General features: G+C 72.7%; 18 protein-coding genes. 9 read left to right on the top strand and 9 right to left on the bottom strand.

Translation table 11 applies throughout. The annotated features are described in order from the left end of the window. Positions 1-57: 57 nt before the first annotated feature. From ACFYXV_RS16255 to paaA, 5 genes are read right to left on the bottom strand one after another with little or no spacing between them, the layout of a single operon-like run. On the bottom strand, positions 58-1,185 hold the full coding sequence (locus tag ACFYXV_RS16255) for a 2Fe-2S iron-sulfur cluster-binding protein (RefSeq protein WP_385475432.1): 1,128 nt from the start codon (positions 1,183-1,185) through the stop codon (positions 58-60). Then, positions 1,186-1,707: a 1,2-phenylacetyl-CoA epoxidase subunit PaaD gene (gene paaD, locus ACFYXV_RS16260; protein ID WP_385475430.1), complete on the bottom strand. Its 522-nt coding sequence runs from the start codon at positions 1,705-1,707 to the stop codon at positions 1,186-1,188. It abuts the gene before it with no gap. Further along, positions 1,701-2,441, bottom strand: coding sequence for a 1,2-phenylacetyl-CoA epoxidase subunit PaaC (gene paaC, locus ACFYXV_RS16265; protein ID WP_385475428.1), 741 nt, complete (start codon positions 2,439-2,441; stop codon positions 1,701-1,703). The genes paaD and paaC overlap by 7 nt, the downstream gene beginning before the upstream one ends. Beyond that, positions 2,438-2,722: a 1,2-phenylacetyl-CoA epoxidase subunit PaaB gene (paaB, locus tag ACFYXV_RS16270; RefSeq protein ID WP_132758176.1), complete on the bottom strand. Its 285-nt coding sequence runs from the start codon at positions 2,720-2,722 to the stop codon at positions 2,438-2,440. Before paaB ends, paaC begins: the two co-directional genes overlap by 4 nt. After that, positions 2,719-3,738, bottom strand: a complete 1,020-nt coding sequence (gene paaA, locus ACFYXV_RS16275) for a 1,2-phenylacetyl-CoA epoxidase subunit PaaA (protein ID WP_385475425.1) — start codon at positions 3,736-3,738, stop codon at positions 2,719-2,721. The genes paaB and paaA overlap by 4 nt, the downstream gene beginning before the upstream one ends. Positions 3,739-3,873: 135 nt before the next feature. Here paaA and ACFYXV_RS16280 point away from each other — a divergent pair, with 135 nt between their 5' ends. From ACFYXV_RS16280 to ACFYXV_RS16290, 3 genes are read left to right on the top strand one after another with little or no spacing between them, the layout of a single operon-like run. Further along, a complete protein-coding gene (locus tag ACFYXV_RS16280; RefSeq protein WP_385475423.1) occupies positions 3,874-4,689 on the top strand; it encodes a DUF5819 family protein in 816 nt (271 codons plus the stop codon). Next, positions 4,686-5,870 carry an HTTM domain-containing protein gene (locus tag ACFYXV_RS16285; RefSeq protein WP_389383319.1) on the top strand — a complete coding sequence of 395 codons (1,185 nt, stop codon included), beginning with the start codon at positions 4,686-4,688 and terminating at the stop codon, positions 5,868-5,870. The genes ACFYXV_RS16280 and ACFYXV_RS16285 overlap by 4 nt, the downstream gene beginning before the upstream one ends. Next, positions 5,867-6,628, top strand: coding sequence for a TrmH family RNA methyltransferase (locus tag ACFYXV_RS16290; protein WP_389383186.1), 762 nt, complete (start codon positions 5,867-5,869; stop codon positions 6,626-6,628). Before ACFYXV_RS16285 ends, ACFYXV_RS16290 begins: the two co-directional genes overlap by 4 nt. Positions 6,629-6,642: 14 nt before the next feature. On the opposite strand, the gene ACFYXV_RS16295 is transcribed toward ACFYXV_RS16290, so the two are convergent. Both ACFYXV_RS16295 and paaN read right to left on the bottom strand, forming a co-directional pair. Beyond that, on the bottom strand, positions 6,643-7,704 hold the full coding sequence (locus ACFYXV_RS16295; RefSeq protein ID WP_389383187.1) for a MerR family transcriptional regulator: 1,062 nt from the start codon (positions 7,702-7,704) through the stop codon (positions 6,643-6,645). Between the two features lie 97 nt (positions 7,705-7,801). Continuing rightward, on the bottom strand, positions 7,802-9,484 hold the full coding sequence (paaN, locus tag ACFYXV_RS16300; RefSeq protein WP_383337087.1) for a phenylacetic acid degradation protein PaaN: 1,683 nt from the start codon (positions 9,482-9,484) through the stop codon (positions 7,802-7,804). A 167-nt stretch (positions 9,485-9,651) separates the two neighbouring features. Between paaN and ACFYXV_RS16305 the strand changes: the two genes are divergently transcribed. The 3 genes from ACFYXV_RS16305 (at position 9,652) to ACFYXV_RS16315 (ending at position 13,625) form a co-directional block, all read left to right on the top strand. Beyond that, complete coding sequence (locus tag ACFYXV_RS16305; protein ID WP_389383188.1) at positions 9,652-11,217, top strand: 3-hydroxyacyl-CoA dehydrogenase; 1,566 nt, start codon at positions 9,652-9,654, stop codon at positions 11,215-11,217. Beyond that, positions 11,214-11,804 (top strand): TetR/AcrR family transcriptional regulator, encoded by a 591-nt coding sequence (locus ACFYXV_RS16310; protein WP_383337091.1) that lies wholly within the window; start codon positions 11,214-11,216, stop codon positions 11,802-11,804. The genes ACFYXV_RS16305 and ACFYXV_RS16310 overlap by 4 nt, the downstream gene beginning before the upstream one ends. 126 nt (positions 11,805-11,930) lie before the next feature. After that, positions 11,931-13,625, top strand: a complete 1,695-nt coding sequence (locus ACFYXV_RS16315) for a PKD domain-containing protein (RefSeq protein ID WP_385466459.1) — start codon at positions 11,931-11,933, stop codon at positions 13,623-13,625. Between the two features lie 86 nt (positions 13,626-13,711). On the opposite strand, the gene ACFYXV_RS16320 is transcribed toward ACFYXV_RS16315, so the two are convergent. Beyond that, positions 13,712-14,296, bottom strand: coding sequence for an Lrp/AsnC family transcriptional regulator (locus ACFYXV_RS16320; RefSeq protein ID WP_385466462.1), 585 nt, complete (start codon positions 14,294-14,296; stop codon positions 13,712-13,714). Positions 14,297-14,472: 176 nt separating this feature from the next. Between ACFYXV_RS16320 and pdhA the strand changes: the two genes are divergently transcribed. The 3 genes from pdhA to ACFYXV_RS16335 are packed head-to-tail and all read left to right on the top strand — an operon-like array spanning position 14,473 to position 17,893. Continuing rightward, positions 14,473-15,609, top strand: coding sequence for a pyruvate dehydrogenase (acetyl-transferring) E1 component subunit alpha (gene pdhA, locus ACFYXV_RS16325; protein WP_389383190.1), 1,137 nt, complete (start codon positions 14,473-14,475; stop codon positions 15,607-15,609). A gap of 26 nt (positions 15,610-15,635) precedes the next feature. Continuing rightward, entirely contained in the window at positions 15,636-16,604 is a 969-nt protein-coding gene (locus ACFYXV_RS16330; RefSeq protein WP_385466677.1) for an alpha-ketoacid dehydrogenase subunit beta, read from the top strand. Then, the gene (locus ACFYXV_RS16335; RefSeq protein WP_389383192.1) at positions 16,604-17,893 is read left to right on the top strand and encodes a dihydrolipoamide acetyltransferase family protein; all 1,290 of its coding nucleotides are present in this window, start codon (positions 16,604-16,606) and stop codon (positions 17,891-17,893) included. The genes ACFYXV_RS16330 and ACFYXV_RS16335 overlap by 1 nt, the downstream gene beginning before the upstream one ends. A gap of 68 nt (positions 17,894-17,961) precedes the next feature. On the opposite strand, the gene ACFYXV_RS16340 is transcribed toward ACFYXV_RS16335, so the two are convergent. Further along, complete coding sequence (locus tag ACFYXV_RS16340; RefSeq protein WP_389383194.1) at positions 17,962-18,939, bottom strand: NAD(P)H-quinone oxidoreductase; 978 nt, start codon at positions 18,937-18,939, stop codon at positions 17,962-17,964. Positions 18,940-18,956: the final 17 nt, after the last annotated feature.

Genomic DNA, 18,956 nt, shown 5'->3' on the forward strand with positions numbered 1-18,956 from the left:
CGGTGCGTCAAGATAGAGCAGGATGACGGAAATGGACAGCGCGGGAGGGGCGCGGCCTCAGCGGTCGAAGTCGATCTCCACTTCCTCGGTCACCGCGTGCGACTGGCAGGCCAGCACGAACCCGGCCTCCGTCTCCTCCGACTCCAGCGCGAAGTTCCGGTCCATCCGGACCTCGCCCGTGACCAGGAACGCCCGGCACGTGCCGCAGACCCCGCCCTTGCAGGCGTAGGGGGCGTCCGCGCGGTTGCGCAGAACGGCGTCCAGCAGGGACTCGCCGTCCTGGACCGGCCAGGTCCCGGAGCGGCCGTCGAGGCGGGCCGTGACCCGTACGTGGGACGGGGCCGCGGCAGGAGCCGGGGCGGCCGTGTCCTCGACGTGGAAGATCTCCTCGTGGATCCGGGTGCGCACGACGCCGAGCGCGCCCAGGGCCCGCTCCGCGCCCATGACCAGCCCGTACGGGCCGCACAGGAACCAGCCCGTCACCTCGGCGACCGGCAGCAGCGCGGGCAGCAGGGCCTTCAGCCGCTCCTCGTCGAGGCGGCCGGACGGCAGCCCGGCCTCCTGCTCCTCGCGGGAGAGGACGGTCACCAGCTGGAAGCGGTCGGGGAAGCGGTCCTTGAGGTCGGCGACCTCGTCCAGGAACATCGTCGACGCGGCCGTACGGTCGCTGCGGACCAGGCAGAACCGGGCGTCGGGCCGCGCCGCCAGCACCGAGGCGGCGATCGACAGCACCGGGGTGATCCCGCTGCCGCCGACGATCGCCGCGTAGTGCCCGCCGGCCGGGGCGGCGGCCGGCTCCAGGACGAACCGCCCGGCCGGGACCATCACGTCCAGCACGTCGCCGGCGGCGATCTCCTTGTGGGCGAACGTGGAGAACTCGCCGCCCTCCACCAGCCGCACACCCACCCGCAGGGCCGCCGGGCCCGGGCCCGCGGGATCCGGGGCGGGCGAGCAGATCGAGTACGTACGCCGGACCTCGGTGCCCTCGGGGGTGCGGCGGCGCAGGGTGAGGTGCTGGCCGGGGGCGTGCAGGTACTCGCCGCTCAGCTCCTCGGGGACGCGCAGGGTCAGCGCCACGGAGTCGTCGGTGAGCCGCTCGACCGCCGCCACCGTCAGCGGGTGGAAGGCGCCGTGGCGCGCGGGGCGCCCGGAGCCCGACGTGGGCGACGGCGTGGACGCGGCCATCTACAGCTCCTTGAAGTGGTCGAACGGTTCACGGCAGGCGGTGCAGCGGCGCAGCGCCTTGCATGCCGTGGAGGAGAACCGGCTGAGCAGTTCGGTGTCGGTCGATCCGCAGTTCGGGCAGCGCACCGAGAGGGCGACCGGGACCGGCCCGCCGGCCGCGTGCGGGCGGGGCGGGGCGATGCCGAACTCGGCGAGCTTGCGGCGCCCTTCGGCGCTGATGTCGTCGGTGGACCAGGCCGGGGCCAGGACGGTGCGCACCCGCACGTCCGGGATGCCGTGGCCGGTCAGGACCCGCTCGATGTCGGCGGACATCGCCTCGATGGCGGGGCAGCCGGTGTAGGTCGGGGTCAGGGTGACCTCGACGTGGCCGTCCTCGTACATCCGCACCCCGCGCATCACGCCGAGCTCGGCGAGGCTGAGGACGGGCAGCTCCGGGTCGGGGACGGAGCCGGCGAGCTCGGCCAGCTCCGCCTCCAGGCGGGTCAGGGCCTCGGGGGCCTCGGGGGCCCGGTCCGTCACCATGACGCCCCCGGATGGCTGCGGTGCAGGTGCTGCATCTCGGCGAGCAGCCTGCCGAAGGATTCGGTGTGCAGGCCCTGGCGGCCGGCCCCGGCGGCCCAGGCGCCGGTGCGCGGGCCCTCGGGGAGCGCGAGCCCGGCCCGCTCCAGTACGCCGCCCACGGCGGCCAGCCAGCGGCCCTCCAGGGCGGTCCAGTCGACTCCCTCGATGCCGTCGACCGGCTGGAACATCTCGCCCGTGTACTTCCACAGGGCGTCCAGGGCGGCCCGCATGCGGGCGCGGCTCTCCTGCGTGCCGTCGCCGAGCCGCAGGGTCCACTGCTCGGCATGGTCGCGGTGGTAGGCCGTCTCCTTGACCGCCTTGGCGGCGAGCGGGGCGAACGGGCCGTCGCCGGCAGCCAGTTCCGTGTACAGCTCGTGCTGGTGGAAGGAGAAGTAGAGCTGGCGGGCGATGGTGTGGGCGAAGTCCCCGTTCGGCTGCTCGACCAGCTGGAGGTTGCGGAAGGACCGCTCCTCGCGCAGGAAGGCCAGCTCGTCCTCGTCGCCGGCCAGGGACAGCAGGACGCGGGCCTGCCCGAGCAGGTCGAGCGCGATGTTCGCGAGGGCGACCTCCTCCTCCAGGACGGGGGCGTGGCCCGCCCACTCGCCGAGGCGGTGGGAGAGGATCAGCGCGTCGTCCCCGAGTGCGAGGGCGGCGGCGCGAGAGACCTCGCTCTGAATGGCATCGGTGCTGGTCACAGGTGGTGCACCCCCTCGGGGATCTCGTAGAAGGTCGGGTGCCGGTACGGCTTGTCGGCCGAGGGGGCGAAGAACGGGTCCCGCTCGTCCGGCGAGGAGGCGGTGATCTCGGCGGAGGGCACCACCCAGATCGAGATGCCCTCGCCGCGCCGCGTGTAGAGGTCGCGGGCGTTGCGCAGGGCCATCTCGGCGTCGGGCGCGTGCAGACTGCCCGCGTGCGTGTGCGAGAGCCCGCGGCGCGAGCGCACGAACACCTCCCACAGTGGCCAGTTCTGCGTCATACCCCTGCCTCCTCGTTCGTCGCCGTGTTCTGTACGGCGTGGTGTGCGCTGTGCTTCTCCGCATACGCCGCGGCCGCCTCGCGGACCCAGGCGCCTTCCTCGTGGGCCCGGCGCCGCCGGCCGATCCGCTCTTCGTTGCAGGGGCCGTTGCCCTTGAGCACGTCCCAGAACTCGGCCCAGTCGATCGCGCCGAAGTCGTGGTGCCCGCGCTCCTCGTTCCACTTCAGGTCCGGGTCGGGCAGGGTCAGGCCCAGCGCCTCGGCCTGCGGAACGGCGATGTCGACGAAGCGCTGGCGCAGCTCGTCGTTGGAGTGGCGCTTGATCCGCCAGGCCATGGACTGCGCGGAGTGCGCCGATTCGTCGTCCGGCGGGCCGAACATCATCAGCGAGGGCCACCACCAGCGGTCCACGGCGTCCTGGGCCATCGCGTGCTGTGCCTCGGTGCCCTTGGACAGGGCCATGAGGAGCTCGAAGCCCTGGCGCTGGTGGAAGGACTCCTCCTTGCAGATCCGGACCATCGCGCGGGCGTACGGCCCGTAGGAGCAGCGGCAGATCGGCACCTGGTTGGTGATCGCCGCGCCGTCCACCAGCCAGCCGATGGCGCCGACATCGGCCCAGGTCAGAGTCGGGTAATTGAAGATCGAGGAGTACTTCTGCTTGCCGGAGTGGAGCTTGTCGAGCAGCTCGTCACGGCTGGTGCCGAGGGTCTCGGCGGCGCTGTACAGGTAGAGGCCGTGTCCGGCCTCGTCCTGGACCTTGGCCATGAGGATCGCCTTGCGGCGCAGCGAGGGCGCGCGGGTGATCCAGTTGGCCTCGGGCTGCATTCCGATGATCTCGGAGTGGGCGTGCTGGGCCATCTGGCGTACGAGCGAGGCGCGGTACGCCTCGGGCATCCAGTCGCGCGGCTCGACGCGCTCGTCCGCCGCCACGGCGGCGTCGAAGGCTGCCGCGAGCTGGGCTCCGAGGTCAGCCCCGAGGCCTGAGTCCTGCCCCGTCTCCGGGGTCACTGCCACCATCCCGGCCCCCTGCCAGAGATTGTTGACCGCCCGACCGACCGATCGTTCGGTTCGTACTCTTCAATGGTGGGTCGGCGGCCCGTAGGGTGTCAACCTCTGAGGTCAACCCTGTGGACGCCGGACGATCGGGGCGGGATGGAATCGAACGAGCGCGAGCCCGCGGAAGCAGCCGTTCCCGCCGGTCCGCCGATCGATCCACCGGCCGGCCGGCCGGCCGCCACGGCAGCCGTCCCCCCGGCCCGTACCCCGGCGGATCCGCCGGCCGGGCCGCGCGCGGATCCGCCGGCCGAGGCGCCCGCCGAGCCGCCCGCCGACGAGGCGCAACCGCCGCGGGCCCCCGGCATCGCGGGCCTGTCCGCCCCGTACCGGGTCGTCGCGGCCCTCGCACTGGCGGCCGCGGGGCTCGCCGCCTGCGGTCACCTGGCGCTGGTCTTCCTGCACGTCGCGCCCTCCAACACGGTGAGCAAGCAGCATGCGCGGACGGTCGACGACTGGATCTACCCCGAGTTCGAGCAGAACTGGAAGCTCTTCGCCCCCAACCCGCTCCAGCAGAACATCGCGGTGGAGGTACGGGCCGAGGTCCGCCCCGCCCTTGGCGGCGAGCTCGTGGCCGTCGGCTGGCGCGACCTGTCGGCCGAGGACGGCGCGGCCATCCGGCACGGCCTGCTGCCGAGCCACACCCGGCAGAACGAGCTGCGCCGGGCCTGGGACTTCTTCACCGGCTCGCACGACGAGGACAACAAGCCGATCGGCGAGCGCGGCGAACTGTCGGAGCAGTACCTGCGCCGGATCGCGCTGACCCGGCTCACGCAGGACGGGGCCGGCGGGCGGGGCGAGGTCGTGCGCATCCAGCTGCGCTCGGCGACCCGGGCGGTGCCGGCGCCGCCGTGGAGCGACGAGAAGACCGACACCCAGACGTACTACCGGGAGCTGCCGTGGTGGACGGTGTGAGACGGGCGCCGGCGGCCGCGCGGACGGTCGCGCGGGCACGGGCCGCCGCGGGCCGGGCGGTGGCGCAGGTCAGCGGGCGGGCGCTGGGCCCGTACCAGAGCGCCGTCGTCCGGATCGGCTTCTCGGCGACCTGGCTGTTCTTCCTGCTGAGGGAGTTTCCGAACCGCGCGGAGCTCTACGGGCCGCACGGGCCCTGGAGCTTCGCGCTGGCGGAGCGGCTGATCGCCTCGAACCACGCCTTCTCGATACTGATGTGGTCGGACTCGGGGCTCTGGTTCGAGACGGTCTACGCGGTGTCGGTGGCTTCGAGCCTGCTGCTGATGCTGGGCTGGCGGACGCGCGCGACCTCCACGGTGTTCATGGTCGGCGTGCTGTCGCTGCAGAACCGCAGCGTCTTCATGGGCGACGGCGGGGACAACGTCATCCACCTGATGGCGATCTACCTGGTGCTGACCCGGTGCGCGCAGGTGTGGTCGCTCGACGCGCGGCGCGCGCGGCTGCGGGGCTCGGCCTCGGCGGGGGCGGCCGGGCCGGTGCTGTGGGGCGTGCTGGGCGCGGTGTTCGCGTACGGGGCGGTCACGGAGCGGTTCAGCTACGGCTGGCTGGCGGCCTTCGCGGCGCTGTGGGTCGTGTCCGCGGTGTGGTGGATGGTGGACCGGTACGAGCCGGAGGGCGAGGGGCGGGCCGTCCTGGACGTGCTGGCGAACCTGGTGCACAACGCGGGGCTGCTGGTGATCATGGCGGAGGTCTGCCTGATCTACGCGACGGCCGGCTGGTACAAGATCCAGGGGTCGCGGTGGCAGGACGGGACCGCGCTGTACTACCCGCTCGGCCTGGACTACTTCACCCCGTGGCCCGGGTTGTCGGGGGTGCTGGCGGGGAGCGGGACGATGGTGATGCTGCTGTCGTACGGGACGGTGGCGGTGCAGGTCGCCTTTCCGTTCACGGTGTTCAACCGGCGGATCAAGAACGTGCTGCTGGCGTTGATGATGCTGGAGCACGCGGGGATCGCGGTGCTGCTGGGGCTGCCGTTCTTCTCCCTGGCGATGATCGCCGCCGACGCGGTGTTCCTGCCGACGGCGTTCCTCCTCTGGCTGGGCGCCAGGGCCTCCGGCGGGGTGCGCAGGGTGCTTCCCCCGGCGGAGCCGAACCCGGGCCGGCCCGTACGCTCGGCGGTATGACTGAGTTGCACCGGAGCGCCGACGACATCGCGCAGCAGTGGCGGGAGGCCGTCGGGCGGGGGGATCTCGTGCTGCTGGACGGGTTCCACGCGCTGAAGCACGCCCTGCGGTTCGGGGCCGATGTGCGGATGGCCGTGGCAGATGATCCCGACGGCGTACGGGCCCTGGCCGCCGAGCTGGCTCCGGACGTGGCGGCGGAGGTGGCGGGGCTGGTGCGCGGGGCCGGGCTGAAGGAGCTCGTGGCGCGCGTGCATCCCACCGGGGTCGCCGCGCTGGCCGTGCGGCCCGACCGGGCCGAGGGTCGGGCCCGGCTCGACCGGCAGCCGCGTACCGCGCCCGTCGTCGTGCTCGACAACCCGCGCAACCTCGGCAACGTCGGCGCCGTCGTCCGGCTCGCGGCGGGTTTCGGCGCCACCGGCGTCGTCACCCGAGGCGACCTCGACCCCTGGCACCCCAACGTGGTCCGTGCCGGAGCGGGCCTGCACTACGCCACCACCGTGGACCGGGTCGACATCGACACCCTGCCGGCCGGGCCCGTGTACGCGCTCGACCCGGAGGGAGAGGACATCCGCGCCCTCACCCTGCCGGACGACGCCCTGCTCGCCTTCGGCTCGGAGCGCCACGGCATCTCTCCCGAGCTGCGCGAACGGGCCGACCACCTGGTCGCGCTCCCGATGCGCCCGCAGGTCTCCAGCTACAACCTGGCCACCAGCGTGGCCATGACCCTCTTCCACTGGGGCGGGCCCGACCCGGTCTGACCGGCCCGGCCGGATCACGCCTCGAGACTGACCGGCATCAGCAGCGAGAAGGCGTCCTCGACGTCGGGGCGCAGGAGGACGAGCGGGGCCTTGGGGCCGATGTACTCCAGGAGCAGTTCCTCCCCGGCGGCGAGGGCGTCGAGGAGGAAGGCGGGGTTGACCCCCACCCGGTCCCCGGCGGATTCCTCGTCGCCGACGGTCACCGTGTCCGTCAGGACGAGGACGCACACCTCGGTCTCCTGCTCGCCGAGGGCCCGGCGCAGGGCGGGCACGTCCAGGGTGAGCCGGCGGCCCTCGGGCAGCAGGGTCAGGCGGCGGTAGTCGGGGAAGTCCTCGCCGAGGCTCTGCCCGGCGACCTGGCGGCCCTGGGTCTCCAGCTCCACCCTGCCCCCGTCCACGGTGAGGCGGGCCGGGGCCCCGTCGGTCAGCAGAGCGCGCATCGCGTCCGCGAGCGGGGTGGGCACGGTCACCCGGACCCGGCCGCCGCCATGGCCGGCCGTGTCGGATGCCGTGTCGGACGGCCTGTCGGACGTGGTGGCGGACGTACGGGCGACGGCCATCCGGTAGCGGTCCGTGGCCACGAGGTGCAGGGCGTCGCCCTCGATGTCGAAGTGGATCCCGCCGAGCACCGGCAGCTCCGGGTCGGTTCCGGCGGCGTACCGCACGGAGTCCAGGGCGGCCGCGAGCCCCTCGCCCGGCAGGGTCAGTCGGGCGGCGGTGGCGGTGGTCATGGAGGTCTCCTTGTGTCCGAGTAGGGCTCGTACCGTGGAGAGTTCCTCGCGCGCCTCGGCCAGCCCGCGTTCGAGCCGGCGCAGATGCCCGTCGAGCAGCCGGGGCACCAGGCCGGTGTCCCCGCCCGCCCAGCCGGCCAGCACCAGCCGGATGTCCGCGAGCGGCATACCCGAGCGCCGCAGCCGCGCCAGCAGCCGCGCCTCGCCGAGCTGCTCGGGGGCGTACCAGCGGTACCCGGTCACCGGATCCACCCACGCCGGTACGAGGACGCCCGCGCGGTCGTAGAACCGCAGGGCGCTCACCCCGAGCCCGCTGTCCCGGCCCATCTCGCCGATGCTGCGCATGTCGCTCTCCACACCCCCGACTCTGGGACCTCCACCAGGTCGAGGGTCAAGCGGCGGGCCCGGCGCCGCCACGCCGGGCCCGCCGCCTCCGTCGCCGTCAGGCCTGGCGGCGGATCTCCACCATGCGGAAGCGGTTCGAGACGAAGGCGCCGTCACACAGCGCCGCGTTGGCCGCCGGGTTGCCGCCGGAGCCGTGGAAGTCCGAGAAGGCCGCGGTCTGGTTGACGTAGACCCCGCCCGTCAGGTTCAGGGAGAGCTGCGCCGACTCCTCCAGGCAGACCTCCTCGATGGCCCGCTCGGTGTCCGCCGAGGTGGTGTAGGCGCCGACCGTCATCGCGCCCTTCTCCCGCACCGTGCGGCGCAGGAGCTCCAGGGCGTCCGCCGTGGAGTCCACGGCCACCGCGAACGACACCGGGCCGAAGCACTCCGACAGGTACGGGGCCTCCGGGTCCGGCTTGGCGGCGTCCAGCTTGACCATCACCGGGGTGCGGACGACGGCGTCCGGGAACTCCGGATTGACCACCTCGCGCGAGGCCAGCGCCACCTCGCCGAGGGCGGCCGCCGCCTCCAGGCGGCTCTTGACGTCCGGGTTGACCAGGGCGCCGAGCAGCGCGTTGGCCCGGGCGTCGTCGCCCAGCAGACCGCCGACCGAAGCCGCGAGGTCGGCGACGACCTCGTCGTACGACTTGTGGCCGGCGTCGGTCTCGATGCCGTCGCGCGGGATCAGCAGGTTCTGCGGGGTGGTGCACATCTGGCCGCTGTACAGCGACAGCGAGAACGCCAGGTTGGACAGCATCCCCTTGTAGTTCGAGGTCGAGTCGACGACGACCGTGTTGACGCCGGCCTTCTCCGTGTAGACCTGTGCCTGGCGGGCGTTGGTCTCCAGCCAGTCGCCGAACCCGGTCGAACCGGTGTAGTCGATCAGCTTGATCTCGGGGCGGACGGCCAGGGTCTTGGCGATGCCCTCGCCCGGGCGCTCCACGGCGAGGGCCACCAGGTTCGGGTCGAACCCCGCCTCGGCGAGGACCTCGCGGGCGACCTTCACGGTCAGCGCCAGCGGGAGCACGGCGCGCGGGTGCGGCTTGACCAGCACCGCGTTGCCCGTGGCCAGGGAGGCGAACAGGCCCGGGTAGCCGTTCCAGGTCGGGAAGGTGTTGCAGCCGATCATCAGCGAGATGCCGCGCGGGACGGCCGTGAAGGTCTTGCCGAGCTCCAGCGGGTCCTTCTTGCCCTGCGGCTTCGACCAGTCGGCCCGGCCGGGGACGCGGGTCTGCTCCTCGAACGCGTAGGCCACCGCCTCCAGGCCGCGGTCCTGCGCGTGCGGGCCGCCCGCCTGGAACGCCATCATGAAGGCCTGGCCGCTGGTGTGCATGACCGCGTGCGCGAACTCGTGCGTCCGCGCACTGATCCGGGCCAGGATCTCGATGCAGACCAAGGCGCGGGCCTCGGGCCCGGCGTCCCGCCAGGCGCCCATGCCGGCCTTCATCGCGGGCAGCAGCACGTCCGGGTCGGCGTGCGGGTACTCGACGCCCAGATCGGGGCCGTACGGGGACACCTCGCCGCCGGTCCAGCCGTCCGTACCGGGCTGGTCCAGGTCGAACCGGGTGCCGCGGACCGCCTCGAAGGCGGCCAGCCCGTCGGCCGGGGCGGTCTCCCCGTAGGCCTTGGGGTGCTCCGGATGCGGGGACCAGTAGGCGCGGCTGCGGATGGCCGCCAGGGCCTGGTCCAGGGTGGACCGGTGCTTGTCGGACAGCTGGTGGACGGTGAGCTCGGCGGCCATCAGGGACCAACTCCTCGTTGAGCCGGGCAAGATCAGGCTGGGTCGCAGACTGAGATCAGGCAGGGGCGGGTGAAGAAGAGCAGACTGGAGTTAGAGTAACCGAACGATCGGTCGGGACAAGAGGGCCCGGCAGGCCTGTGGATAACCCGGTGCGGGAGGATCAGGACATGACAGCAATCGAGCGGTCCCGCACTGTGGCGGTCGTCGGCGCCGGCACCATGGGGCAGGGCATCGCCCAGGTCGCCCTTCTCGCAGGTCACCGGGTGCTGATCTACGACATCAACGCCACCCTCGCCGCCGGCGGCGTCGGCATCGTCCAGGACCGCGTCGACCGCATGGCCGCGAAGGGCCGCCTCGACCGCGCCGAGGCCGAGGACGCGATCGGCCGGATCGAATCGGCCTCCTCCCTCGCCGACCTCGCGGACTCCGCCCTCGTCATCGAGGCGGTCGTCGAGGACGTGGCCGTCAAGCGCGCGCTCTTCGAAACCCTCGAAGAGGTGGTCGCGCCGGACGCGCTGCTGGCGACCAACACCTCCTCCCTCTCCGTCACCGAGCTCGCGGCCGGCCTCGCGCACCCCGGCCGCTTCCTCGGGCTGCACTTCTTCAACCCGGCGCCGCTGCTCCCGCTCGTCGAGGTGGTCAGCGGTTTCGCGACCGGCCCGGCCGCCGCCGAGCGCGCGTACGCCACCGTGCTGGCCTGGGGGAAGACGCCGGTGCGCTGCGCCGACACCCCCGGCTTCATCGTCAACCGAATCGCCCGCCCCTTCTACGCCGAGGCCTTCGCGGTGTACGAGGAGCAGGGCGCCGACCCGGCCACCATCGACGCCGTGCTCCGCGAGAGCGGCGGGTTCAAGATGGGCCCGTTCCAGCTGACCGACCTGATCGGCCAGGACGTCAACGAGGCCGTCACCCGCTCCGTGTGGGAGTCGTTCTTCCGGAGCCCCAAGTTCACCCCGTCCCTGGCGCAGCGCCGGCTGGTCCAGTCGGGCCGCCTCGGCCGCAAGTCGGGCCACGGCTGGTTCCCGTACGGCCCGGACGCCCAGGCCCCGGCCCCGCACACCGCCGCTCCGGAGGCCGCTCCGGAGAAGGTCACCGTGGTCGGCGACCTCGGTCCGGCCGCCGGGCTGGTCGAGCTGCTGGAGGAGGCCGGGATCGCGGTCACGGAAACCGCGCACGGGGGTCCGTACATCCAGCTGCCCGGCGAGGGCCAGCTGGTGCTCGCGGACGGCAAGACCTCGATCGAGTTCGCCGACGTCGTCTACTTCGACCTCGCGCTCGACTACCGCGGGGCCACCCGGATCGCGCTCTCCGCCGGAGAGGACACCAGCGAGCGGACCCTTGCCGAGGCGGTCGGCCTGTTCCAGAAGCTCGGCAAGAAGGTCTCCGTCATCGGCGACGTGCCCGGCATGATCGTCGCCCGTACGGTCGCGATGCTCATCGACCTGACCGCCGACGCCGTCGCGCGCGGGGCGGCCAGTGCCGAGGACATCGACACGGCGATGCGGCTCGGGGTCAACTACCCGCTGGGCCCGTCCGAATGGCACGGCCGGCTCGGCCGGGACTGGGCGTACGACCTGCTGCACCACCTCGACGAACGCTGTCCCGGCGGCCGCTACGCGCCCTCGCTGGCGCTGTTCAAACTCGGCTACACCGAGGGTGATGAAGGCGCGGAGGGCGGAGACGGCGAAGAGGGCGAAGAGGGCCGCGAGGCCGCCGCGGAGGAGACTGCATGACCACCGCGAAGCGGGACACCTACACCCCCGAGACCCTGCTGTCCGTCGCCGTCCAGGTCTTCAACGAGCGGGGCTACGACGGCACCTCCATGGAGCACCTCTCCAAGGCGGCGGGGATCTCGAAGTCCTCGATCTACCACCACGTGGCGGGCAAGGAGGAGCTGCTCCGGCGGGCCGTCAGCCGCGCGCTCGACGGGCTCTTCGCCGTCCTGGAGGAGACCGGTGCGGTACGGGGCCGGGCGGTCGAGCGGGTCGAGTACGTCACGCGCCGCACGGTCGAGGTCCTGGTCGCCGAACTCCCCTACGTGACGCTGCTGCTGCGGGTGCGGGGCAACACCCGGACCGAGCGCTGGGCGCTGGAGCGGCGGCGCGAGTTCGACCACCAGGTCGCGGAGCTGCTGAAGGCCGCGGCGGCGGACGGGGACCTGCGCGCGGACGTGGACATCCGGCTGGCCACCCGGCTGCTGTTCGGCATGGTGAACTCGCTGGTCGAGTGGTACCGCCCGCACCCCGGCACGACCGCGGACCAGCTGGCCGACGCCGTGGTCCACATGGCCCTGGACGGCCTGCGGACGGTTCGCGGCTAGGTCCCCCGGTACCCCGCCGCGATCCGTTCGATCTCGGCAAATATTTTCTGATGAATTGCTGTGTGAACTCTGTACGATGAGCGAGCTTTCGAACGCGTTCAAGCAGTAACAGAAAATGGGGGGCCGGTGCGCAGTCGCCGTCTTGTAGTTTCCGCTGCCGTTGTCGTCGCGGCCAGCGTTGGTTTCATCCCGGGCACGGCCCAGGCGGCCGGTCCGGCCGCGGGCTCGACCGCGCCGCTGGCCAAGGGGGTGTCCGCTCCCGGAGCGGACCTGGCCAAGCTCGGCGCGTCCGACGTCAAGACCTTCCACAGCCCGAAGGAGCACTCGGTCCGCAAGACCCTGCCCGCGGCCAAGGGCAAGGCCTCCGCGAACGCCACCGCGCAGGGCGCGGAGACCGCCGCGGGCAACCCGGAGCTGGGTCTCGTCCTCGACGCGAAGAGCGTCTCCGCGCACGGCATCGAGCTGCGCGCCCAGGTCGTCAGCGTCGCGGGCGCCACCCTCAAGGTCACCTACGACTGGGGCGACGGCACGACCGACGGCACCGACGCCTACCCGGGCCAGGAGGTGTCGCTCAAGCACAGCTACGCCGAGCTGGGCGAGTACAAGGTCAAGGTCACCGTCACGGACACCGTGAACCAGGCCGAGTCCGTCAACGAGCTGCCGCTCTCGACGGTCGGCTCGGACTTCACCCCGTACGCCCCGACCCGTCTCCTGGACACCCGCGAGGGCACCGGAGCCCCGCGGGGCATGGTCCAGGCGTACTCCTCGACCAAGGTGAAGATCGCCGGCAACGGCAAGATCCCGGCGGGCGTCACGGCCGTGGCCCTGAACGTCACCGCGACCAACACCTCGAACCCGGGTCACGTCACGGTGTTCGCCGGCGGCACCACGCGTCCGACGACGTCCAACGTCAACTTCGTGGCCGCGCAGACCGTCCCGAACATGGTGATCGTGCCGGTCGGCAAGGACGGCACCGTCGAGCTCTACAACGGCAGCTGGACGCCGATCGACCTGATCGCGGACATCACGGGCTACTTCACCCGCACCGCGGCCAGCGGCTACACGCCGATGACCCCGGTCCGCGCCGTGGACACCCGCTCCGGCCAGGGCGCGCCCCAGGGCCAGGTCGGCGGCCGCAAGTCGATCGGCGTGCAGCTCGGCGGCTGGTACGTGCCCTCCAGCGCCACGGCGGTGGCGCTGAACGTGACCGCCACCAACCCGCGCGAGGACGGCCACCTGACGGCCTACCCGAGCGGCCAGCAGGCCCCGAACACGTCCAACGTGAACTTCAAGGCCAAGCAGACCGTCGCCAACTCGGTGATCGTCCCCGTCGGTCCCGACGGCAAGGTCAACATCTTCAACGGCGCCTGGGCCGGCACCGACGTCATCGTCGACGTCGTCGGCTACTACAGCCCCGACAGCTCGGGGGCCTTCATGCCCCTCGCGCCGCGCCGCATGCTCGACACCCGGGCCTGGGGCCACGGGCCGATGTACGCCCGCGGCTACATCTGGATGCCCATCTCCACCGACGAGGAGGGCATCGCGGGGTACGTCCTGAACACCACGGTGACCAACACGCAGCAGGACGGGTTCCTGTCGGTCGCACCGGACCCCAACCACCCGAACGACTACGACAACGGCACCGACGTCTTCCCGACGCGGCCCACGTCGTCCACCCTGAACTGGACGGCCGGCCAGACCGTCCCGAACCTGGTCCAGGCGAGCTCCGGCGGCGTCAACGGCGTCGTCGACTTCTGGAACCAGAGCTGGGCGCCGACGGACCTGCTCGTCGACATGTTCGGCTACTACGAGACCAAGTAACCGCGCGGCGGGCCTCGTGAAGAGCCCCGGGAAGGCCCTCACGGCCTTCCCGGGGCTCTGCCGTTCCCCGGGGAGGCCGGAGCCCGCTACTCCTCCGAGATCGCCGGGCCCGCGCCGCCCGGGCCCGGGGCGGAATCGAGCAGATCCGTTTCCTCGAACACCAGCAGGGTGCGGGTCGACAGGACCTCCGGGATGGACTGGAGGCGGGTCAGGACCAGCTCGCGCAGGGTGCGGTTGTCGGGCGTGTGGACCAGCAGCAGCACGTCGAAATCCCCGCTGACCAGGGCGATGTGCGCGGCGCCCGGAAGCTCGCGGAGCTGCTCGCGGACCGTGCGCCAGGAGTTCTGGACGATCTTCAGGGTGATGTACGCGGAGGCGCCCTGGCCCGCCCTCTCGTGGTTGACGCGGGCCGTGAACCCGCGGATCACGCCATCGTCGATCAGCCGGTTGATCCGGGCGTAGGCGTTCGCGCGCGATACGTGGACCTGCTCGGCCACCGACCGTATCGACGCGCGGCCGTCCGCCTGGAGCAGGCGCATGATCGAACGGTCGATGGGATCCAGGGGGCGCGGGGGTGTCTGCGGGGCCTGCGGGGCCGAAGGCGCACCTCCGGGCGGCACCGGAGCGGAACCCGGCGCGGCACCCGGTGCGGCCATTTGTTCATCCGGCATTGCCCACTGCCTCCCTCTTCTGGACGTCCTGCACCCATCCCAGGGCCCCGGCGCCACTTTGTCCACAGCCTGGAGCCGCCTGTAGCCAAATTGCGCCATCGACCGAACAATCGGTTGGTGAGGCGCCTCACAGCCGAGTCGCCCTGCCCGCTTCCCACGAGGAGGTGTACGCCGCCATGACGGTCCAAGAGCTGCCCGGTGCCGGTGCATCCCACCGTTCCACCCCGCCGCCCGCCTGGAGGCCCCGTACGGATGCCGCCCCGCTGCTCCCGGACCCCGAGCCGTACCGGGTGCTGGGCACACCGGCCGCCGAGAAGCTCGACCCCGAGCTGATGCGCCGCTGCTACGCCGAGCTGGTGCGCGGCCGCCGGTACAACGCCCAGGCGACCGCCCTCACCCGGCAGGGCCGACTGGCCGTGTACCCGTCCACCGTGGGCCAGGAGGCCTGCGAGATCGCGGCCGCGCTGGTCCTGGAGGAGCAGGACTGGCTCTTCCCGAGCTACCGCGACACCCTCGCGGCCGTGGCGCGCGGCCTGGACCCCGTCCAGGCACTGACCCTGCTGCGCGGCGACTGGCACACCGGCTACGACCCGCGCGAGCACCGCATCGCGCCGCTGAGCACCCCGCTCGCCACCCAGCTGCCGCACGCGGTCGGCCTGGCGCACGCGGCCCGGCTGCGCGGCGACGACGTGGTCGCGCTCGCCATGGTGGGCGACGGCGGCACCAGCGAGGGCGATTTCCACGAGGCGCTGAACTTCGCGGCCGTCTGGCAGGCCCCGGTGGTCTTCCTCGTCCAGAACAACGGCTTCGCCATATCGGTCCCGCTGGCCAAGCAGACGGCCGCCCCCACCCTGGCCCACAAGGCCGTCGGGTACGGGATGCCCGGACGCCTCGTCGACGGCAACGACATCGCCGCCGTGCACGAGGTGCTGTCCGAGGCCGTCCGTCGGGCCCGGGCCGGCGGCGGACCGACGCTGATCGAGGCGGTCACGTACCGCATCGAGGCCCACACGAACGCCGACGACGCGACCCGCTACCGCGGTGACGCCGAGGTCGAGGCCTGGAAGGCGCACGACCCGGTGGAGCTGCTGGAGCGCGAGCTGACCGCCCGCGGGATCCTGGACGCCGAGGGCATCCAGGAGGCCAAGGACGCCGCCGAGGCGATGGCCGCGACCCTGCGCGAGCGGATGAACGCCGAGCCCGTGCTCGACCCGATGGACCTGTTCGAAAACGTCTACGCGGAGCAGACCGGCCGGCTCCGCGAGCAGGCGGAGATGCTGCGCGCCGAGCTCGACGCGGAGGAGCAGTCGTGACCACGGTGGCCGTGAAGCCGGCGACGATGGCGCAGGCGCTGCAGCGCGCCATGCGTGACGCGATGGCCGAGGACCCGACGGTCCACGTCATGGGCGAGGACGTCGGCACGCTGGGCGGGGTCTTCCGGATCACGGACGGCCTCGCGAAGGAGTTCGGCGAGGAGCGGTGCACGGACACCCCGCTCGCGGAGGCCGGGATCCTGGGCGCCGCGGTGGGCATGGCCATGTACGGGCTGCGCCCGGTCGTGGAGATGCAGTTCGACGCGTTCGCGTACCCGGCGTTCGAGCAGCTGATCTCGCACGTGGCGAAGATGCGCAACCGCACGCGCGGCGCGATGCCGCTCCCGATCACCATCCGCGTGCCGTACGGCGGCGGGATCGGCGGGGTGGAGCACCACAGCGACTCCTCCGAGGCGTACTACGTGGCCACCCCCGGCCTGCACGTGGTGACCCCGGCGACCGTCGAGGACGCCTACGGGCTGCTGCGCGCCTCGATCGCGAGCGACGACCCGGTGATCTTCCTGGAGCCGAAGCGGCTGTACTGGTCCAAGGCGCAGTGGGACCCGGCGGAGCCGGCGTCCGTGCCGGGGATCGGGAAGGCACTCGTCCGGCGTACCGGCGCGAGCGCCACCCTGATCACGTACGGGCCCTCGCTGCCGGTGTGCCTGGAGGCCGCCGAGGCGGCGCGCGAGGAGGGCTGGGACCTGGAGGTCGTGGACCTGCGCTCACTCGTCCCGTTCGACGAGGACACGGTCATGGCCTCCGTGCGGCGTACGGGGCGCGCGGTGGTGGTCCACGAGGCGAACGGCTTCGCCGGACCGGGCGCGGAGCTCGTCGCCCGCATCCAGGAGAAGTGCTTCCACCACCTGGAGGCGCCGGTGCTGCGGGTGACGGGCCTCGACATCCCGTACCCGCCGCCGATGCTGGAGAAGCACCATCTGCCCGGTGTGGACCGGATCCTGGACACCGTGGCCCGCCTGCAGTGGGAGAACTGATGCCGCAGGTAATGGAGTTCAAGCTCCCCGACCTCGGGGAGGGACTGACCGAGGCCGAGATCGTCCGCTGGCTGGTGGCGGTGGGCGACGTCGTGGCCATCGACCAGCCGGTGGTCGAGGTCGAGACGGCCAAGGCGATGGTGGAGGTGCCGTGCCCGTACGGCGGTGTGGTCACCGCCAGGTTCGGGGAGGAGGGCACGGAACTCCCCGTCGGAGCACCGCTGATCACGGTGGCGGTGGGTGCGGAGACGGCCCCCGGGGCGGAGCCCGAGGATTCAGGCTCGGGCAACGTCCTGGTGGGCTACGGGACGGACCACTCGCGCACGGCGCGTCGGAGGCGGGTGCGACCTGGCTCCGCAGTGCCGGCCGTGGCCGCCGCTCCCGCACCCGCTCCCGCTGCCGCCGTGACCGGTCCGGTGGCGGTCATTTCGCCGCTGGTGCGCAAGCTGGCCCGGGACCACGGGATCGATCTGCGCGGGCTGCGCGGATCCGGGCCCGAGGGCCTGATCCTGCGGGCGGACGTGGAGGCGGCGGTCCGTGTCCCCGAGGCGCCGGCGCCCGCCGGCGCTCCGGTGGCGGCTTCGGTCGCGGTCGGGGCCGTGGGCGAGCGGGTGCCGCTGAAGGGCCTGCGGGGCGTGGTGGCCGAGAAGCTGTCGCGCAGCCGCCGGGAGATCCCCGACGCCACGTGCTGGGTCGACGCCGATGCGACCGAGCTGATGGCGGCGCGGGCCGCGATGAACGCCGTGGGCGGGCCGAAGATCTCGGTGCTGGCGCTGCTGGCCCGGATCTGCACGGCCGCGCTGGCCAAGTATCCCGAGCTCAACTCGACCGTGGACCTCGCGGCGAACGAGATCGTGCGGCTGCCCTCCGTGCACCTGGGCTTCGCCGCACAGACGGAGCGCGGGCTGGTGGTTCCGGTGGTCCGGGACGCGCAGGCGCGCGGTGCCGAGTCCCTGTCGGCGGAGTTCGCGCGCCTCACCGAGGTGGCCCGGGCCGGGAAGCTGGCTCCCGCGGACCTCACCGGGGGCACGTTCACCCTGAACAACTACGGGGTGTTCGGCGTGGACGGATCCACGCCGATCATCAACCACCCGGAGGCGGCGATGCTCGGCGTCGGCCGGATCATGGCGAAGCCCTGGGTCCACCAGGGTGAGCTGGCGGTCCGCCAGGTCGTCCAGCTCTCGCTGACGTTCGACCACCGCGTCTGCGACGGCGGCACGGCGGGCGGCTTCCTCCGCTACGTGGCCGACTGCGTGGAGTCCCCGGCGGTACTGCTGCGCTCGCTGTGACGCGCTCGCCGTAGCGGGGCGCCCCACACCTCGGGCGAGGTGTGGGGCGCCCGACCGCGTTCAGTAGGTCAGGTGGTCAGGAGCAGCTTGCCCACGTGCGTGCTCGATTCCAACGTGCGGTGGGCCTCGGGGGCCTCCCGCATCGGGAACGACGCGTGCACCACCGGGTTCACCCGGCCCGCGGCCACCAGCGGCCAGACGTGCTCCCGTACGGCCGCGACGATGGCGGCCTTCTCCTCCAGCGGGCGTGCCCGCAGGGACGTGGCGGTGATGGCCGCCCGCTTCGCCAGCAGTGCCCCCAGGTTGAGCTCCGCCTTCACCCCGCCCTGGAGCCCGATCACCGCGAGCCGGCCGTTCACGGCCAGCGCGTCCAGGTTCCGCGCCAGGTACTTCGCGCCCATGATGTCCAGGATCACGTCCGCCCCGGCGCCGCCCGTCGCGGCCCGCACCTCGGCGACGAAGTCCTGCTCCCGGTAGTCGATCAGGACGTCCGCGCCCAGCTCCTTGCAGCGGGCCAGCTTCTCGGGGCCGCCCGCGGTCACCGCCACGCACGCGCCGACGGCCTTCGCGAGCTGGATCGCCATCGTGCCGATGCCGCTGGAACCGCCGTGCACCAGCAGTGTCTCGCCGGGGCGCAGACCGGCCACCATGAACACGTTCGACCAGACCGTGCAGACCACCTCGGGCAGCGCCGCCGCCGTCACCAGGTCCACACCGGCCGGGACCGGCAGCAGCTGGCCCACCGGCACGGCCACCCGCTGGGCGTACCCGCCGCCGCCGAGCAGGGCGCACACCTCGTCTCCCACGGACCAGCCGGACACGCCCGGGCCCAGCGCGGCGATGCGCCCCGAGCACTCCAGGCCGGGGTGGCGGGAGGCGCCCGGCGGGGGATCGTAGAACCCCTGGCGCTGGAGGACGTCGGCGCGGTTCACGGCGCTCGCCGCGACGTCGACGAGGACCTCGCCCTCGCCGGCCACCGGATCGGGTACCTCGGCCCAGACGAGGGCCTCGGGGCCGCCGGGCTCTTCGATCGTGATCGCATGCATGGCCCGGAGGGTACGCC

The organism is Streptomyces sp. NPDC002181 (assembly GCF_042890485.1).
In the GTDB taxonomy this organism is placed as follows: Bacteria; Actinomycetota; Actinomycetes; order Streptomycetales; family Streptomycetaceae; genus Streptomyces.

Coding starts and splice junctions, on each gene's coding strand:
- ACFYXV_RS16330 (WP_385466677.1), top strand. CDS start 15,636: ATGGCGCAGGCGCTGCAGCGCGCCATGCGTGACGCGATGGCCGAGGAC.
- paaD (WP_385475430.1), bottom strand. CDS start 1,707: ATGGTGACGGACCGGGCCCCCGAGGCCCCCGAGGCCCTGACCCGCCTG.
- ACFYXV_RS16280 (WP_385475423.1), top strand. CDS start 3,874: ATGGAATCGAACGAGCGCGAGCCCGCGGAAGCAGCCGTTCCCGCCGGT.
- ACFYXV_RS16320 (WP_385466462.1), bottom strand. CDS start 14,296: ATGCCGGATGAACAAATGGCCGCACCGGGTGCCGCGCCGGGTTCCGCT.
- ACFYXV_RS16290 (WP_389383186.1), top strand. CDS start 5,867: ATGACTGAGTTGCACCGGAGCGCCGACGACATCGCGCAGCAGTGGCGG.
- ACFYXV_RS16335 (WP_389383192.1), top strand. CDS start 16,604: ATGCCGCAGGTAATGGAGTTCAAGCTCCCCGACCTCGGGGAGGGACTG.
- ACFYXV_RS16305 (WP_389383188.1), top strand. CDS start 9,652: ATGACAGCAATCGAGCGGTCCCGCACTGTGGCGGTCGTCGGCGCCGGC.
- ACFYXV_RS16295 (WP_389383187.1), bottom strand. CDS start 7,704: ATGCGCAGCATCGGCGAGATGGGCCGGGACAGCGGGCTCGGGGTGAGC.
- ACFYXV_RS16340 (WP_389383194.1), bottom strand. CDS start 18,939: ATGCATGCGATCACGATCGAAGAGCCCGGCGGCCCCGAGGCCCTCGTC.
- pdhA (WP_389383190.1), top strand. CDS start 14,473: ATGACGGTCCAAGAGCTGCCCGGTGCCGGTGCATCCCACCGTTCCACC.
- paaN (WP_383337087.1), bottom strand. CDS start 9,484: ATGGCCGCCGAGCTCACCGTCCACCAGCTGTCCGACAAGCACCGGTCC.
- paaA (WP_385475425.1), bottom strand. CDS start 3,738: ATGGTGGCAGTGACCCCGGAGACGGGGCAGGACTCAGGCCTCGGGGCT.
- ACFYXV_RS16310 (WP_383337091.1), top strand. CDS start 11,214: ATGACCACCGCGAAGCGGGACACCTACACCCCCGAGACCCTGCTGTCC.
- ACFYXV_RS16255 (WP_385475432.1), bottom strand. CDS start 1,185: ATGGCCGCGTCCACGCCGTCGCCCACGTCGGGCTCCGGGCGCCCCGCG.
- paaB (WP_132758176.1), bottom strand. CDS start 2,722: ATGACGCAGAACTGGCCACTGTGGGAGGTGTTCGTGCGCTCGCGCCGC.